Source organism: Paractinoplanes abujensis (genome assembly GCF_014204895.1).
GTDB classification, from domain to species: domain Bacteria; phylum Actinomycetota; class Actinomycetes; order Mycobacteriales; family Micromonosporaceae; genus Actinoplanes; species Actinoplanes abujensis.
Genome location: NZ_JACHMF010000001.1, coordinates 8,531,345 through 8,548,145, shown reverse-complemented (window position 1 = coordinate 8,548,145; position 16,801 = coordinate 8,531,345). Strand labels below are relative to the sequence as shown.

Below are 16,801 nucleotides of genomic sequence, written 5' to 3'. Positions count from 1 at the left end.
GATCGAGCCTTGACAACGTTGTCACCAGAGAGAGACGTACGTCAATAAGCTCTGCACCCGTTTCGCAACGCACTGCCCGGCCGAACCCCTCAAGGCCGACCGGCCGATCCCGATCATCGGCTAGACCGCCTAACTGGGGAGACGTGATGGCAACCAGCACCCGCGCGGCCGACTGGTACCGCTTGTGCGGGGTCGTCGGCGCGGTCGTCGCCGCCTTCGCGATCATCCTCGGCACCGGCTCCAGCCTCGCCGCGCCCGTGTCGAACTTCGGCCTGTGCCTGGGCGCGCTGGTCGCCGCCGTGGCCTGCCTGCGCCGCTCCCGCCGCTTCACCGGGCGGATGCGCTGGGGCTGGAGCCTGATCGGCCTGGGCGTGCTCAGCTGGGGCCTGGGCCAGGCCGTGGCCTGCTGGTACGGCATCACCGGACAGGACGTGCCGCTGCCCTCGCACGCCGACCTGGGCTATCTCGGCATGGTCGTGCTGACCCCGGTCGGGCTGCTCGTGCTGCCCAGCCGCACCCAGGCCCTGGCCGGCCGGATCCGCAGCGTGCTGGACGGGCTGATGATCGCGGCCTCGCTCGTGCTGATGGCCTGGATCTTCGTGGTCGTGCCGCTGCTCGAGGACGGCCGGGCCGGCCTGGCCCTCTACGTCAGCCTGGCCTACCCGCTGGGCGACGTGGTCATCGTGACCATGGTGCTCTACATGCTGGCCCAGCAGCGCCGCACCGGCCGCACCTTCAACCAGCTGGCGGTCGTCGGCGTCGGCATCGTGGCGTTCGCGGTCTCCGACATCGGCTACGCCTACCTCAACCTGCTCGACGCGTACAGCTCCGGCGGCGTGACCGACATCGGCTGGTTCACCGGGTTCTCGCTGATCCTGCTGGCGGCGCTGATGCCGGTGAAGCGCACCGAGGACGCCCCCGACGAGGACAGCCAGCAGCCGGTCGGCATCCTGCTCCCGTACGTGGCGGTGCTCGCGGCCCTGATCACGTCGGTTGTCTGGTACGCCACGACCGGCCACACCAACCTGTTCATCGCCTACACCCGCTCCGCGCTGATCCTGCTGATCGTCGGACGGCAACTGCTGACCCTGCGCGAGAACCGCAACCTCACCCGTACGCTCGAGGCCCGCGTGGCCGCCCGTACGGCCGAGCTGTTCGCCAGTGAGCAGCGGTTCCATGCCCTGGTGCAGCACAGCTCGGACGTCGTCACGGTGGTCAGCCCCGAAGCCGACGTGCTCTACCAGAGCGAGTCGGTGCAGCGGGTCTTCGGCTACCCGGCGCACATGCTGACCGGCCGCCGCCTGACCAAGCTGCTCGACCCCGAGTCGGGCCTGCGTCTCGCGCAGGCGCTGCGGCAGGTGGCCGGCCGCCCGTACGCCACCACGGTCCTCGAAATCACCGTGCGGCACCGCGACAAGCGGCTGCGCCAGGCCGAGATGACCATCACCAACCTGCTCAGCGACCCCAGCGTGGCCGGCCTGGTGCTCAACACCCGCGACATCAGCGAGCGCAAGGAGCTGCAGGACCAGCTCGTCCACGAGGCGTACCACGACGCGCTGACCCAGCTGGCCAACCGCGCGCTGTTCCGCGAGCGGGTCGGCGAGGCGCTGCGCACCCAGCCCGACGACGGCGAGGTGACAGTGCTCTTCCTCGACCTCGACGGGTTCAAGGAGGTCAACGACAGCCTGGGCCACCTGGCCGGCGACCAGCTGCTCGTGCAGGTGGCCGACCGGTTGCGGGCCTCCGTCCGCGAGGACGACCTGGTGGCCCGTTTCGGCGGCGACGAGTTCGCCGTGCTGATCCAGGCCCCGGCCGACGGCACCGACGCCGAGCAGGTCGCGCAGCGCATCATCGACGTGCTCGAAGAGCCGTTCGCCAGCGAGAGCCGCGACATCCACGTGCAGGCCAGCATCGGCCTGGCCGCGGCCGGGCTGCTCGAAGCGGGCGAGACCGACGGCGCCGAACAGCTCATGCGCAACGCCGACCTGGCCATGTACAAGGCCAAATCGGCCGGTGGCAGCGGCTACGCCGCCTACGACCCGGAGATGCTTTCCGGCCTGGTCGAGCGGCTCGAACTCGAAGCCGACCTGCGCCTGGCCCTGGAACGCAAACAGCTGCACCTGCACTACCAGCCCACCATCGACCTGGCCAGCAGCGAAGTGATCGGGTTCGAGGCGCTGGCCCGCTGGGAGCACCCCACCCGCGGGCTGATCCCGCCGGCCGAGTTCATCCCGATCGCCGAGGCCACCGGGCTCATCGTGCCGCTGGGCCGGTGGGTACTGCGCGAGGCGTGCCGCCAGGCCGTGTCGTGGAGCAAGGCCGGCGGCGGGCGCCCGGTCAAGATGGCCGTCAACGTCTCGGTCCGCCAGTTCGACCGGGCCGACCTGGTCGAGGTCGTCGCCGGGATCCTGGCCGAGACCGGCATGCCGGCCGACCAGCTCTGCCTCGAGATGACCGAGAGCGTGCTGATGACCGACACCGACGACAACCTCGAACAACTCGTACGCCTCAAGGCGCTCGGCGTCACGCTGGCCATCGACGACTTCGGCACGGGCTACTCGTCGCTGGCCTACCTGCGGCGCTTCCCCGTCGACACGCTGAAGATCGACCGCTCCTTCGTGGAACGTCTGGGCGCCCTGACCGACGACACGGCGCTGGCCGACACGATCGTGCAGCTCGGCAAAAGCCTCGGCATGGACACCGTGGCCGAAGGCATCGAGGAGTTCGGGCAGCTGGCCGCGCTTCGTGAGATGGGCTGCCACTTCGCCCAGGGCTACTACTTCTCCCGCCCCGTACCGGCCACCGAGGCCGGGCGACTGTTCCTGGAAGGCGCTTCCGCCCGTGCTTGACACCTCCCGGCCCTCCGCCCTCGCCCCCTCCCGGGCCTCCGCGCTCGCCCCCTCCGCGCTCGACCCCTCCTGGCCCTCCGTCCTCGACCCGGCCGTGCTCAGGGCGATCGACATGCCGACGCCCTACCTGGTGACCGACCTGGGTACGGTGGCCGACCGGCACGCGGCGTTCCGCGCGGCGCTGCCCGGCGTACAGGTCCACTACGCGATGAAGTGCAACCCGGCCCCCGAGATCCTGCGCACGCTGCACACCGAAGGCGCCGGCTTCGAGATCGCGTCGATCGCCGAACTGCGCATGCTCGAAGCGATCGGCGTCGACCCGGCCGACGTCCTGTACAGCAACCCGGTCAAGCCGCCCCAGCACATCGCGGCCGCGCACGCCGCCGGGCTGTGGCGCTTCAGCTTCGACTCCCCCAACGAACTCGTCAAGATCGCGGAGCACGCGCCCGGTGCGGCCGTCTACGTGCGCCTGCGCGTCGACGACGAGGCCAGCATCTTCCCGCTGTCACGCAAGTTCGGCACCGACGTCGAAGACGCGTACGACCTGATGCTGCTGGCCGAGCGGCTGGGCCTGCGCCCGTACGGGCTCACCTTCCACGTCGGATCGCAGTGCACCCGGCCCGACGCGTGGGCCGAAGCCGTCGACGCCGCGGGCAAACTGATGGACCGGCTCCGCCACGACGGCATCGACCTGCAGATGCTCGACCTGGGCGGCGGCTTCCCGGCCCGCTACACGACCGACGTGCCCACGATCGCCGAGATCGGCGCCGCCACAACCGAAGCGCTCGACGCCCTGCCGTACCGGCCGCCCCTGATCGTCGCCGAACCCGGCCGGCACCTCGTGGCCGAGGCCGGCGTGCTGGCCGCCACGGTCATCGGTCACGAACGCCGCGAGGACGAGAACTGGCTCTACCTCGAAGTGGGCGCCTACAACGGGCTGATGGAGGTACTGCAGACCCCCGGCGGGTGGGACTTCCCCATCCGGACCGAGTCGGCCGCCGCCCTCATCCCGTACACGGTCACCGGTCCCTCCTGCGACAGCACCGACACCATCGGCCACGGCATCATGCTGCCCGCCGACCTGACCACCGGCGACGTGCTCTACCTGGGCAGCACCGGCGGCTACACCCTGTCCTACGCGTCGAACTTCAACGGTTTCGCCCCGCCCGTCCCCCTGTTCGTCGGCTCATTCGCCACCACCGGCGCGCGTGTCTGACACCGTTGTGTTCCGCCGGGGCCGCCGCAGAGCCGGCCCCGGCGGCATGCGTCGCGCCGGCCGCCTGCGCGAACTGCTGCTCTCGGGCATCGTCGACTCGTTCGGCATGGCCCTGGGCTGGACCTTCATCGTGCTCATCGCGACGGCCCGCGGCGGACTCGCCGAAGCCGCCCTGCTCAACGCGGCCATGCTCGCCGGCGTGGTGCTGTCCGCCCCCGTCACCGGCTGGCTGTCCCGCCACCTCGACGGCCGCACCCTGCTCCGCGGCGCCGCGGGGATCGAGGTGCTGCTGCGCTTCGGCACCCTGTACGGCCTGATCGCGGGCTGGCCCTCCTGGCTGGTCGCGGCCCTGGTGGCCCTGCAACACATCGCGGCCTGGGCCGGCTTCGCGGGCATGCGGGCCGAGGTGTCCGCCGTGGACGCCTCACCGCGCTCGATGACCCGTTACACGGTCGCCATCGCCGGTGTGGAAGCGGCGGGGACTGCGCTGGCCGCCCTCCTGCCTACGGGGACGCTGGGCTATCCGACGGGGTGGCTGCTCGTTGGTGTTTACGTTGTTTATTTGGGTTCCCTGCTGCCTACGATGATGGTCGCCCGCCGAGCCCGGATCACCCCCGCCGTCTCCCCCGCGGGGGCGGCCGCCGCCTTTGCCACCCGCGCCGTCACTGCCTCTCTCGCGGGGCCGCCCGCCGCCTCACCCGCAGCTTTCTCTCCCGCGGGGCCGCCCACCGCCTTTCCCGCAGCTGCCTCTCTCGCGGGGCCGCCCACCGCCTTTCCCGCAGCTGCCTCTCTCGCGGGGCCGCCCACCGCCTTTCCCGCAGCTGCCTCTCTCGCGGGGCCGCCCACTGCCGTCGCTACGCCTCCCGCTTTCGCAGCCGCGTCTGCACCGGCGCGCTGGCGGCACGCGGCCGTCCCGCCGTCCGAGCCCGGGCCCTGGCGTCTCCCCCAGCCCCGGCTGCTCCTGGCCGGCGCCGGCATCATGCTGCTCGCCGCCGGCCCCACCCTCCTCGCGATCCCGGTCACCTCCGAACTGCACGGCGAGAGATGGGTCGCCGTCTCCGCGATCGCCTTCTGCATCGGCACCCTGCTGGCCACCCGCGCCGTCGCCGTGGTCGGCCGGCTGCGGCTGCCCGCCGTGCTGCGCTGGTCGCTGTGGGGCCTGGGCATGCTCGCAGGCTGGATCCTCGCCCCGGCCCACGCCTTCATGGTGGTCGTGGCCCAGTTCGCCGCCGGGCTGAGCCAGACCGCCTTCGAGGGCGACATGGACGCACGTGTGGCCGCCGGGGCCAGGCCCGAATCCGTGACCCGCGACCTCGCCTACAGCGCCTCGGTGCGCGCCCTTGGTGGTGCCATCTCCGTCCGCCTCCTCCCCATGCTCGTCGCCGCCCCCGCCATCGGTATGGCCGCCAGCGGGGCCGCCCTGATCCTGGGTGTCCTGACGCTCACCTTGTGGGCCGGCCTGACCACCGCGCCTCATATTTTCCGCCGAGTTGCCCACGGCTGACGGACCTGTGGATAACTCCGAGGGACAAATCGCCCCTGTGGACAATGCACGTTCCAGCAAGGCATTCCGAGTAAAATCGGGTCGGGACGGAGGCCCCCTGGGAGGGCGGGTCATGCCGTGGGAGCCGTAGGGGAGACGCGCAGCGACAGCCGCCCCGCACGCAGCGCCAGCAGCCCCCGCCCGCAGAGCGGGTCGCCCCGCAAGCAGCTCCAGCCGTCCTCACCCATAGAGCGGACCGCCCGGCGCCCAGCGCCAGCCGCCCGTATACGCAGAGCGGGCCACTCCGCACGCAGCGCCCGCCGGCCGCACCCGCAAAGCGGGCCACCCCGCACACAGCGCCAGCCGGCCTCACCCGCAAAGCGGGCCACCCCGCACCCAGCGCCAGCCGTCCGCACGCGTAAAGCCCTCACCCAGCGCCAGCCGACCGCACCCGCAAAGCCCTCACCCAGCACCAGCCGACCGCACCCGTAAAGCCCTCACCCAGCGCCAGCCGACCCTCACCCGTAAAGCCCTCACCCAGCGCCGGCCGCCGATCAGCCGGGTCTCAGCGAGCGGATGATAAATCGGTTGACTACGACACCCCCGCCCGGCCACCATCTCGGCATGACAACTGCGCACGGCATCGTCGGCTTTTCCGGTGCCCTGTGTCGCTTGCCGGGCTGATGACCCTTTAGTAGCGGCGCCACACTGCACGGCACCGGGTCGTTGCGATCCCGGAGCGCTTCTGCATGTCCGCCTATCGGCTTTATCTGCTCATTTCCGGTGTCGGGTCGTTCGCGTCCCGCACCGCCTTCACCCTCAACTTGATCTATCAGGCGACCGTCGTCGGGTTGTCGCCGCTTCAGCTTGTGCTGGTCGGCACGCTGATGGAGGCCGTCTGTTTCGTCGCGCAGGTGCCGACCGGTGTGATCGCCGACCGGTACAGCCGGCGTCTTTCCGTGATCGTGGGTTATCTGCTCATGGGGGCGGGTCTGCTCGTCTGGGGCCTGTTCCCCACGTACGCGGCGATTCTCGTGGCCAATGTCGTGTGGGCGATCGGTGCGGTCTGTGTCGACGGCGCCGAGGAGGCCTGGGCCGCCGACGAGATCGAACCGGAACGGGTGACTCGGGCCTTCGTCCGTGGCGGCCAGGTGTCGCAGGCGGGGGCGCTGGCCGGCATCGTGGCCGCGGTGGCGTTCACGGCAGTCGAACCGGCCCTGCCCATCGTCGTGGGCGCGGTTGTCACGCTGGGTCTGGGCGTCCTGCTCGTCGTGCTGATGACGGAGGACGGGTGGCGCCGGCCTGAGACGTTCACGAGGTCGTCGGCGGGCGGTCAGGTCGCCGCCGCGGTGCGGGCGATCCGGGGCAATGTGATCCTGGCCGCGATCGTCGGCGGCACGCTGTTCGCCGGCATGAGCAGCGAGGGCTTCGACCGCTTGAGCCAACCGTTTTTGATCCCGTACGTCGGTGGCCGGCCCGTGGAGCTGGTCTTCGGCGGCCTGGCGATCGTGGCCGCGGCCGGTTCGATCGTGGTCACCGGGCTGGCCGGGCGGTGGATCGACGTGGTGCGGCCGCAGCGGGTGGGGCGGGTGCTGGCTGTCGTGCAGGCGCTCACCGCCGCCGGCATGATCGGACTCGGGTTCGCCGGGCACTGGTGGTCCGCGGTCGGGCTTTATCTGGGCGTGCGCCTGCTGCGGGACACGGCCGGCCCGATCCTCAACGTCTGGCTGGTCTCGGCCACCGCCCCGGAGTCGCGGGCCACGGTTTTCTCGTTCGTGTCCCAGGCTGACGCGCTCGGGCAGGTGGCGGGCGGACCGCCGGCGGGGTTCGTGGCGCAGCGCCGCGCGATCGGGGCCGGCATTTCGGTGGCGGGCCTGTTCGTGCTGCCCGCGGTGGCCCTGTACGCCGTGGCCACCGCGCCGCGCCCCAGCAGGGGCAACGAGCCGCGCCCCAGCAGGGGCAACGAGCCGCGCCCCAGCAGAGGCACCGAGCCGCGCCCCAGCAGTGGCACCGAGCCGACCGCCGGAGGCACCACGCCGGCCGGCACGAGCAGCGAGCCGATCAGCCCGCTTTGAGGCTGGTCCTGGCCAGTTCGTAGGCCGGCAGCATGGTCTCGTACTCCTCGCTGTCGAGGCTGTCGAGAGCCACCACGACCAGGCCCGCGCTGGTCGGCACGGCGAAGGCCCGCTCGGGGTCCAGCACGTCCTCGAGCGGGTTCTTGGCCTTGTAGACCACTTCGAGCCCGTCCCGGCCGCCGATCTTCACGTCGGCGAACTGCTTCTGCTGCGCGGTGTCGCCTGCGTAGGCGGTCAGGTTTTCCTTGAGGTCACCCGTCCGTCCGGTGTAGACGCGGAGGAAGCCGATGTTGCCGGCCGGCTTGGCGTCGATCTCGCAGACCATGGTGAGCGGGCCGCGCCGGGCCAGTCCGGCCAGCGGGTCGCCGGCTTTGACGGCCACCGCCTTGGGCTTCCACGACTCGGCCACGCCGAACGTCACGGGCAGTTCGCATCCGCTGCCCGCGCCGCCGACCCGGGCCGCCTCGGTCGCAGCGCCCGGGGCAGCGGCGGGAGCGGAAGGAGCGGGGGTGGAAGCGTCCGGGGTGGAGGCCGGCGACGACGAGTCGCAAGCCGCCAGGGCGAACGCGGCGGCGCTGAGGCCGGCCAGGGCTAGATGTCTCACGGGTTCGAGAGTGTAGGCGGTGATTTGATCTCGCTCTATCCCCCCGCTACAGTCCCGCGCCGACAGCATTTTTCCGTACGGGGGTTCGATTCCATGCTTCGCGTTCGCACCACTTTCGCCGCCGTCCTCGGCGCCTCGCTGATGTCTCTGGCCGCTTGCGCCGGCGACGACGCCACCGAGGCCTCGGGCACCCCGGCCACTACGGCCACCAGCGCCGCACCCGCGGCCACGACCGAGGCCGCCGCCCCGGCCGGTGACGCTCCGGACGACAAGACGATCTGCAACGCCGCCAACAAGGCCGACAAGGCCATGAAGGCCGAGCTGATCAGCCAGATGCAGAAGACCCAGGGCGAGCTGGACGGGGCGGGCTACCAGAAGATCCTGGTCAGCCTGGCCGACCAGCTGACCGCCGCCGCCGGGTCGAGCGAGTCCGAGGTGGGCAAGGCCGTCAAGACGTTCTCGACCCTGGCCACCGAGGCCGGCGCGAACGCGGCCAAGGCCGGCGCCAACCCGGAGGCCGCGCTCGCCGCCCCCGGCTTCGAGAAGAGCGGCACCGACCTCACGGCCGCGTGCAAGGCTGCCGGGGTCACCGTCAACTACTGATCCTCACGCCTGCGCAGCAGGTACGTGTCCATGATCCAGCCGTGTTCGGTCCGGGCGTCCGTGCGGGTCTTGACGATGTCGTCGGCCACTTCGGACACCGGGCCGGAGCGCAGGATCTCGTCCTCGGTGCCGACGTAGGCGCCCCAGAAGATGTCCACGTCGGGGTACGCGGTGAAGGCCTGCTGGGCGTCGAGCATGACGACGACGTCGTCGACGCCCTCGGGCCAGCCCTCGGCGAGCCGGCGGCCGGTCGTCACCTGATACGGCCGGCCGACCCGGTTCAGCGGCACCCGGTGTTTGGCCGCGAGCGCCGAGACGCTGCTGATGCCGGGGATCACCTCGTACTCGAAGTCGATCTTGCCGCGGGCCAGCACCTCCTCGAGGATGGCGAGCGACGAGTCGTACAGGGTGGGGTCGCCCCAGACCAGGAACGAGCCGGTCTCGTCCTCCTTGAGGTGCTCGACCAGCATCTCCTCGACGACAAGGGAACGCCGGCGGCGCCAGTCGTCGACGGTGCCCTCGTAGTCGGCGGGTGTGCGGTCGCGGTCAGGGTCCCGGCCGGTGATCATGCGGCGGCTCGGCTTCGAGTAGGCCCGCACGATTCGTTCCCGCAGGTCGACCAGGCTGGCCTTGAGCTCGCCCTTGTCGAGCAGGAAGAAGACGTCCGTACGCCCGATGGCCTTGGCCGCCTGCAGGGTGAGGTGGTCCGGGTCGCCCGCGCCGATCCCGATCAGATAGATCTTCCGCACCCGCACCAGTGTGCCGCACGCGCTCGGCACTACCGCGGAGCACCCGCACCAGAGGGGCGCGCGCTCGGCGCCACCGCGGAGCACCCGCACCGGAGGGGCAACGCCCCAGCACATGACTAGTCGGGGAGGATGGGCACCGACGGGCCCAGTTCACGGCCGATCGTCGCCGCACGGGTCAAAGACGACGAGCCGAAGCGATCCCGTACGGCGTCCATAGCCGTATCCAAGCGGTCCTCCTCGGCGTCGTCGAACAGCGACGGCTGCACGTGCCCGTCCCCGTCGAGGTTGCTCACCGCCACCCCCACCAGTGTCAGCCCACGCAGGCCGATCAGCTCGGCCGCCTCGGTCAGCAGGTCGCGCGCGGTCGTCTGGATCAGGCGGGTCTGCATGGTTGCCTTGAGCAGCGAACGGGACCGGGTGGCCCGCCCGAAGTCGTCGAAGCGCAGCCGCAATGTGACCGTGCGCCCGGCCCGCTGGGCGCCACGCATGCGCCGGGTCACGCGGTCGACCAACGCGTCCAGCGTGGCCTCGATCTCGGCGAACGGACGCGGCCGGCGGCCCAGGGCGCATTGCGCTCCGATCGAGCCACGGCGGTGCCCCACCCGTACGCGCCGGGGGTCTTGATTGTGGGAAAGCGCGTAGAGGTGGCGGCCGTAGCCGGGGCCGAGCATCGACACGAGGGCCGCCTCGCCGATGCGGGCGACGTCGCCGACCGTGTTGACCCGGCGTTCGCGCAGCTTGGCCGAGGTGACCGGGCCGACGCCCCACAGCCGCTCGACGGGCAGCGGATGCAGGAACACCAGTTCGCCGCCGGCCGGCACCTCGAGCAGCCCGTCCGGTTTGCCGACCGCGCTGGCCACCTTGGCCAGGAATTTCGTGCCCGCGATGCCGACCGTGATGGGCAGCCCGACCTGGGCCCGCACCTCGGCCCGGAGCCGCGTGGCGATCTCGCGCGGGGTGCCGCTGACTTTGAGCAGGCCGCCCACGTCGAGGAAGGCCTCGTCGATGGAGATGCCCTCGACCAGCGGCGTGGTGTCACGGAAGATCTCGAACACGGCCTTGCTGGCGGTCGTGTACGCCTTCATGCGCGGCGGCACCACGACGGCCCGGGGGCAGAGCGCGCGGGCCTGGGCGAGGCCCATCGGGGTGCGTACGCCGAAAGCTTTGGCCTCGTAGCTCGCGGCCAGCACGACACCGCCGCCGACCAGCACCGGACGCCCGCGCAGGGCGGGATCGTCGCGCTGCTCCACCGACGCGTAGAAAGCGTCGAGGTCGGCATGCAGGATCGCCACGGCGACACTATAGAACACTTGTTCGAACGCATGGTGGAAAACCCCCGGGTGGTTTCCGGCTTCTGACCGGCCGCGGCTTTTCCTAGCGTCAGTGACGTGATCGAGCTACGCGAACTGACCAAACGGTACGGAAGACGAGTCGCCGTCGACGGGCTGAGCGTCCGGGTGCAGCCCGGCGTGGTGACCGGCTTCCTGGGGCCCAACGGGTCCGGCAAGTCGACAACAATGCGCATGATTCTCGGCCTCGACGCCCCCGATTCGGGCGCGGCGCTGATCGACGGCGTCCCCTACCGGCAGCTGGACCGGCCGCTGACCAGGGTGGGCGCGCTGCTCGACGCGGGCGCCTTCCACCCCGGCCGCAGCGCCCGGGCCCACCTGACCGCGCTGGCCGCGAGCAACGACCTGCGGAGTACGCGGGTGGAGCACGTGCTGCGCATCGTCGGCCTGACCGAGGCCGCGGGGCGACGGACCGGCACGTACTCGCTCGGCATGCGCCAGCGGCTCGGCGTGGCCGTGGCCCTGCTCGGCGACCCGGCCGTGCTGATGCTCGACGAGCCGGTCAACGGGCTCGACCCGGAGGGGATCCGGTGGATCCGGGACCTGCTGCGCGGGCTGGCGGCCGAAGGCCGGACGGTGTTCGTCTCCAGCCACCTGATCGCTGAGATGGCCCTGACCGCCGACCGGCTGGTCGTGATCGGCCGCGGCCGGCTGCTGGCCGAGACGACAGTGGCCGAGCTCGCGGCGGGCGGCGACAGCCTGGAGGACGCGTTCTTCCGATTGACCTCCGAAACCACCGACTACCGAGGAGCAGAGGCGGCATGAACAGCGCAATCCGGATGGAATGGATAAAGCTGCGCAGTGTCCGGTCGACGTGGTGGCTGGCCGCCGTGTCGATCGTCGCCATGGCCGCGGCCGGGACCGGGGTCGGGCTCGGCTATCGGTCGCACACACCGATCGCCACCGAGGCCCAGATCTTCAACAACAGCCTGAGCGGCGCGCTCCTGGCCCAGCTCCTCCTGGGCGCGCTGGGCGTGCTCATGGTGACCGGTGAGTACGGCAGCGGCATGATCCGTTCGACGTTGGCCGCCGTGCCGCGGCGCCGGACCGTGCTGATCGCGAAGGCCGTGGTGTGCGGCGGCGCGGCGCTCACGGCCGGCCTGGTCGCGAGCTTCGCCGGCTATCTAGGCGGGCAGCTGGCGATCCGCGGCACCGCCATCCCGGCCGCCTCCCTCGGTGACGGGGTCATCCTGCGCGCGGTGCTGCTGACCGGCGCCTACCTGGCGGCGACGGCGCTGATCGGGCTGGGGGTGGGGACGATCGTGCGGCACTCGGGTGCGGCCGTCGGCATCCTGTTCGCCCTGATGTTCGTGCCGATAATCGTGGTCGGGATGTTCGGCGAGAGCGGCATCGCGGTCGGCCGCTTCATGCCGCTGCTGATGCTGCTCAACGCGATCGCCGTGATCACACCGACTCCGGGACTGTTCCCGGCCACGGGCAGCGTGCTGCTGATGTGCGGATACGCGGCGGCGGCGGTCGCGCTGGGCGGCGTCCTGCTCCGCCGGCGGGACGCGTGACCGGCGACAGCGGGCAACACCCCGCGACCGGCGACAACCGGCTGGACCCCGCGACCGGCGACAACCGGCTGGACCCCGCGACCGGCGACAACCGGCGGGATGCGTGACCGGCGACAATGGTGCGATGACCGCGCTGCGCGCCCCGTTCACCTCGACGGCTCTGCGCCTCCTGGTGTTCTGTGTCGCCGGCGTGGTCAGCGCGCTCGCGGTGCTGGCCGTGCCCGCGATCCTGCCGGGCGCGGCCGTGCTGATCCTGTGGGCGACCGGCGCTTTCGCGCAGCAGCCGGCGCCCGTGGTCGCGCCGGTGTTCCTGGTCCTGTTCCCGCTCACCGTCGTGCTGCTGGTCGTGCTGGCCCGCCCGGCCGGGCGCGTGCTGGCCACCGTGCACCGCCGGCTCGCCCATCGCCTGCTCGGCGAGCGGGTGGACGCCCCGGCGCCCGGCCCGGGCTGGCGGGCGGTCGGTTACTGCCTGCTCAAGGTGCCACTGGCCGTACCTCAGGGCTACGGCGCCTTCTGTTACGTCTTCGGCCTGGTCAACCTGAGCTACCCGGTGTGGTGGCCGCTGTTTCGCAACCACCCGCCCGGCACCACCCTCGGCCCGGTGGGGGCGCTGACGCCGTTCGGCATCATCAGCACGCGGTCGTTCGCCGGCACCTTGGTCGTGGCCGCCGCCGGCCTGGCCATGCTGCTCGTCGCGCCCTGGCTGATGCGGGCCGGCGCCACCCTCGACGTGGCCGCCCAGCGCCGGCTGCTGGACCCGCACGGGCTGGCCGAGCGGGTCCGCGAGCTGCAGGTCAGCCGGGCCCGGGCCATCGACGACGCGGCCACGATGATGCGCCGGCTGGAACGGGACCTGCACGACGGCGCCCAGGTCCGGCTGGCCACGCTGGCCCTGAACCTCGGCATGGCGACCGAGAAGCTCGGCGCCGACGGCCCGCCGCCCGATCTCGCGCAAGCCCGTGAGCTGGTCGCGCTGGCCCACCGCGGCGCCAAGGACGCCCTGGCCGACCTGCGCGAGCTGGTGCGCGGCATCCACCCACCGGTGCTCGACAACGGTCTGGGCGACGCGTTGGCCACGCTCGCGACGGGCAGCGCGATCCCGGTCGCGGTGAGCGTCGAGCTGCCCGGCCGCCCGGCCCCGGCGATCGAGACCATCGCCTACTTCTGCGCCGCCGAGCTGCTCGCCAACGCGGCCAAGCACAGCCAGGCGTCGCGCATCGCGCTCGGCGTCACCGGGTCCGGCGCCCGCCTGCGCTTGACCGTGGAGGACGACGGCGCGGGCGGGGCGGATCCGGACGGTCCCGGCCTGTCCGGTCTGGCCCGCCGCGTCGGGGTGGTGGACGGCCGGTTGCGGGTGCACAGTCCGGCTGGTGGCCCGACCGGGGTCGAGATCGAACTGCCCACGCAGGCATGAACGGAGGCGACGGCATGCGGGTGGTGATCGCGGAGGACGCCGCGATGATGCGGGAGGGCCTGGTCCGGCTGCTGACCGACCGCGGCTTCGAGGTGTGCGCGGCGGTGGCCGACGCCGACGCCCTGCGGTCCGCCGTCGCCGCGGAGGAGCCGGACGTGGCCGTGGTCGACATCCGGATGCCGCCGACCCACACCGACGAGGGCCTGCGGGCGGCGATCGACATCCGGCGCGACCATCCCGGCGTCGGCGTGCTGATGTTCTCGCAGTACGTGGAGACCCGCTACGCGACCCGCCTGCTGGCCGACCGGCCGTCCGGCGTCGGTTATCTGCTCAAGGACCGGGTGGCCGACGTCACCGACTTCGTGGACGCGCTGACCCGGGTCGCCTCGGGCGGCACCGCGCTGGATCCGGAAGTGGTCGGTCAGCTGATGCGGGCCGGGTCCGCCCCCGGCCGGAGCGCGGCCCTGACCGTACGGGAGAAGGAGGTGCTCGCCCTGATGGCCGAGGGCCGGTCCAATGCCGGGATCGCGGCCGCCCTGGTCATCACGCCCGGCGTCGTCGAGAAGCACGTGGCCAACATCTTCGCCAAGCTGGGCCTGCCGCCCTCGGACACCGACAACCGCCGGGTACTGGCCGTGCTGCGCTACATCGAGGGATGACCGCCGGTCACGCTCGGTGTCAGCGGGGACCCCTCAACGACAACGGATCGTAACGAAGTATTCGGGCGTATCGTGACGCCGGTCATGTCCATCCGGGAATCGGGGGACCACAATCTCCGTTGGTCATAACCGGACCGGGCCCACCCCGCTCGGTTCCAGCAGAGAAGAACTCCGCCTGGAGGAACCACCATGTCGCCTCACGGCGCGACGGTGCGCGAGCTCGACCAGCTCACGTGCCGCGTGTTCGACAGCACCCGCAGTTCCGGGGCGCGGCTCGCCGCGTATCGGATCGACGGGACCTTCTTTGTCGATATCGACCTGCCGGGCATCGACCGGGCCGGTATCGACGTCTCGGTGGACGACGGCGTCCTGACGATTCGGGCCGAGCGTCGCGCGGCCGAGGGCGAGGCCGGTCAGCCGGCGAGCGCCCCCGTGACCCGCGAGGTCGATCTGCGCGAGTCGGAGAGTCTGGACACCGATCGCCTCGAGGCCCGGTGCGACAACGGAGTCGTGACGCTGCACATCCCGGTCGTACGGGAACCGGTCCTGGCCACCGTTTGAGGAAAGCCGCGCCCACGGGCGCGGCTTTCTCAATGCACGAACCGCAGCCAGTTGATGTTCAGGAACTCGTTGCCGTCCTCGCGGACGAAGACCAGATGGACCGTGTGTTTGCCGGTCGTCGGCGTGATGTCGACCTGGTCGGTCCGCCAGTTCTGCCACCCGCCGGTCCGGGTGACGTTGAGCGTCCCGATCGCCGGCTGATCCGCGCCGTCGAGCCGGATCTCCATCTTGCCGCCCTCGGCGTCGCCCGCCACCCGCACGTCGAGCTTGGTCGCGGGCACCGGCCCGAAGTCGACGTCGTCGAACCGCAGCTGGTCGCCGTTGGCGATCCACCCCACGTTCTGCCCGCCGCCCTCGTCCTCGGTCACCTGGGACTGGATGCCCTGGTTGCCGTCGGCCGCCTCGGCCTCGAGCTTCGGATAGACCGTCGGCGTCGGCGGCTCGGTGGTGGGTGCCGGCGACGACGGAGCGACCGACGGCTCGTTCACCACTACGGGGGGCAGGGCCGCGGCCGGGGCCGGCGAGTCCTGCCAGCGGCCGAGGCCGTAACCCACGGCCACCAGCCCGAGCCCGGCCAGCGCGACGAGCGAGCGCTGCCGGACCCGGTAGGCCTTGGTGCGATAGACGGACGGGTTCGGCTGAGACACCCCGCTCAGGCCGTCTCGGCGAGGATCGACTCGGCCGGCGGCTCGGCGAAGTGGCAGGCCACCCGCTGGGCCGGGGCCCGCTCGATCAGGGCCGGGTCCTCGGTCGCGCAGATGTCCTGCGCCTTCCAGCAGCGCGTACGGAACCGGCAGCCCGACGGCGGGTCGACAGGGCTGGGCACGTCGCCGACCAGGCGGATCCGGTTCTTCGGGGGCACGCCGCGGACCACGCCGATGTCCGGCACGGCCGAGAGCAGCGCCTGCGTGTACGGGTGCTGCGGCTTCTCGTAGAGCGAGTCGCGCGGGCCCTCCTCGACGACGCGGCCCAGATACATCACCGCGATGCGGTCGCAGAAGTGCCGCACCACGCCGAGGTCGTGCGCGATGAACACGAACGCGATGCCGAGTTCCTTGCGCAGGTTCTCCAGCAGGTTCATGACCTGGGCCTGGATCGACACGTCGAGTGCGGAGACCGGCTCGTCGGCCACGATGATCTTGGGGCGGGCGGCCAGCGCGCGGGCGATGCCGATGCGCTGGCGCTGACCGCCGGAGAACTCGTGCGGGTAGCGGTTGTAGTGCTCCGGGTTGAGGCCGACCACCTCGAGCAGTTCCTGCACCCGCTTGAGCTCGCCGCTCTTGGCCACCATGTCGTGAGTGCGCAGCGCGGTGCCGACGATCGTGCCGACGGTGTGCCGCGGGTTCAGCGACGAGTACGGGTCCTGAAAGATCAGCTGGATCTCGCGCCGGTACGGCCGCAACTGCCGCTCGTTCATGTGCGCGATGTCGACGCCCTGGTAGCGGATCTGCCCGCCGGTGGGCTCGAGCAGCCGCGTGATCAGACGCGCGGTCGTGGACTTGCCGCAGCCGGACTCGCCGACCAGCCCGACGGTCTCGCCGGGCGAAATGGTCAGGTCGACGCCGTCGACGGCCTGCACCCACTTGGTGCCGCGGGCGAAGAACCCGTCGCCCTTGGTCTTGAAGTGCATCTTCACGCCGTCCAGCTGGAGCAGCGGCGCGCCCTCGACCGAGCGGACCCCGGACTTGGTGGGCGTGGTGGTTGTGCTCATGATCGGTCCCT

The 16,801-nt window shown here is 71.6% G+C and carries 15 protein-coding genes; 10 read left to right on the top strand and 5 right to left on the bottom strand.

Annotated features, from left to right (window positions below; translation table 11 throughout):
* Window positions 1–146: 146 nt before the first annotated feature.
* From BKA14_RS39395 to BKA14_RS39380, 4 genes are all read left to right on the top strand, one after another.
* Complete coding sequence (locus BKA14_RS39395; protein ID WP_184955800.1) at window positions 147–2,849, top strand: putative bifunctional diguanylate cyclase/phosphodiesterase; 2,703 nt, start codon at window positions 147–149, stop codon at window positions 2,847–2,849.
* On the top strand, window positions 2,842–4,065 hold the full coding sequence (locus BKA14_RS39390) for a type III PLP-dependent enzyme (RefSeq protein ID WP_239092681.1): 1,224 nt from the start codon (window positions 2,842–2,844) through the stop codon (window positions 4,063–4,065). The genes BKA14_RS39395 and BKA14_RS39390 overlap by 8 nt, the downstream gene beginning before the upstream one ends.
* Window positions 4,058–5,569, top strand: coding sequence for a hypothetical protein (locus tag BKA14_RS39385; RefSeq protein ID WP_184955799.1), 1,512 nt, complete (start codon window positions 4,058–4,060; stop codon window positions 5,567–5,569). Before BKA14_RS39390 ends, BKA14_RS39385 begins: the two co-directional genes overlap by 8 nt.
* 728 nt (window positions 5,570–6,297) lie before the next feature.
* Window positions 6,298–7,623: an MFS transporter gene (locus tag BKA14_RS39380; protein ID WP_184955798.1), complete on the top strand. Its 1,326-nt coding sequence runs from the start codon at window positions 6,298–6,300 to the stop codon at window positions 7,621–7,623.
* On the opposite strand, the gene BKA14_RS39375 is transcribed toward BKA14_RS39380, so the two are convergent.
* Window positions 7,610–8,227 carry a lipoprotein gene (locus tag BKA14_RS39375; RefSeq protein ID WP_184955797.1) on the bottom strand — a complete coding sequence of 206 codons (618 nt, stop codon included), beginning with the start codon at window positions 8,225–8,227 and terminating at the stop codon, window positions 7,610–7,612. The two genes, BKA14_RS39380 and BKA14_RS39375, sit on opposite strands and share 14 nt — an antisense overlap.
* Window positions 8,228–8,320: 93 nt before the next feature.
* Between BKA14_RS39375 and BKA14_RS39370 the strand changes: the two genes are divergently transcribed.
* Window positions 8,321–8,830: a hypothetical protein gene (locus BKA14_RS39370; protein ID WP_184955796.1), complete on the top strand. Its 510-nt coding sequence runs from the start codon at window positions 8,321–8,323 to the stop codon at window positions 8,828–8,830.
* Here BKA14_RS39370 and cobF read toward each other — a convergent pair.
* On the bottom strand, window positions 8,824–9,579 hold the full coding sequence (gene cobF, locus BKA14_RS39365) for a precorrin-6A synthase (deacetylating) (protein WP_203722188.1): 756 nt from the start codon (window positions 9,577–9,579) through the stop codon (window positions 8,824–8,826). The genes BKA14_RS39370 and cobF overlap by 7 nt on opposite strands.
* Before the next feature lie 116 nt (window positions 9,580–9,695).
* Window positions 9,696–10,871: a DNA polymerase IV gene (gene dinB, locus BKA14_RS39360; RefSeq protein WP_203722189.1), complete on the bottom strand. Its 1,176-nt coding sequence runs from the start codon at window positions 10,869–10,871 to the stop codon at window positions 9,696–9,698.
* Between the two features lie 96 nt (window positions 10,872–10,967).
* Between dinB and BKA14_RS39355 the strand changes: the two genes are divergently transcribed.
* The 5 genes from BKA14_RS39355 to BKA14_RS39335 all read left to right on the top strand — a co-directional run bounded on the left by BKA14_RS39355 (window position 10,968) and on the right by BKA14_RS39335 (window position 15,079).
* Window positions 10,968–11,693 carry an ABC transporter ATP-binding protein gene (locus tag BKA14_RS39355; RefSeq protein WP_184955793.1) on the top strand — a complete coding sequence of 242 codons (726 nt, stop codon included), beginning with the start codon at window positions 10,968–10,970 and terminating at the stop codon, window positions 11,691–11,693.
* Entirely contained in the window at window positions 11,690–12,445 is a 756-nt protein-coding gene (locus BKA14_RS39350) for an ABC transporter permease (RefSeq protein ID WP_184955792.1), read from the top strand. The genes BKA14_RS39355 and BKA14_RS39350 overlap by 4 nt, the downstream gene beginning before the upstream one ends.
* A gap of 124 nt (window positions 12,446–12,569) precedes the next feature.
* A complete protein-coding gene (locus BKA14_RS39345) occupies window positions 12,570–13,859 on the top strand; it encodes a sensor histidine kinase (protein ID WP_184955791.1) in 1,290 nt (429 codons plus the stop codon).
* A gap of 14 nt (window positions 13,860–13,873) precedes the next feature.
* Window positions 13,874–14,518 carry a response regulator transcription factor gene (locus BKA14_RS39340; RefSeq protein WP_184955790.1) on the top strand — a complete coding sequence of 215 codons (645 nt, stop codon included), beginning with the start codon at window positions 13,874–13,876 and terminating at the stop codon, window positions 14,516–14,518.
* 189 nt (window positions 14,519–14,707) lie between these two features.
* Entirely contained in the window at window positions 14,708–15,079 is a 372-nt protein-coding gene (locus tag BKA14_RS39335; protein ID WP_184955789.1) for an Hsp20/alpha crystallin family protein, read from the top strand.
* Between the two features lie 29 nt (window positions 15,080–15,108).
* On the opposite strand, the gene BKA14_RS39330 is transcribed toward BKA14_RS39335, so the two are convergent.
* Together BKA14_RS39330 and BKA14_RS39325 are read right to left on the bottom strand one after the other, a co-directional pair.
* Entirely contained in the window at window positions 15,109–15,726 is a 618-nt protein-coding gene (locus tag BKA14_RS39330) for a carbohydrate-binding protein (protein WP_239092683.1), read from the bottom strand.
* A 5-nt stretch (window positions 15,727–15,731) separates the two neighbouring features.
* A complete protein-coding gene (locus BKA14_RS39325; protein ID WP_184955788.1) occupies window positions 15,732–16,790 on the bottom strand; it encodes an ABC transporter ATP-binding protein in 1,059 nt (352 codons plus the stop codon).
* Window positions 16,791–16,801: the final 11 nt, after the last annotated feature.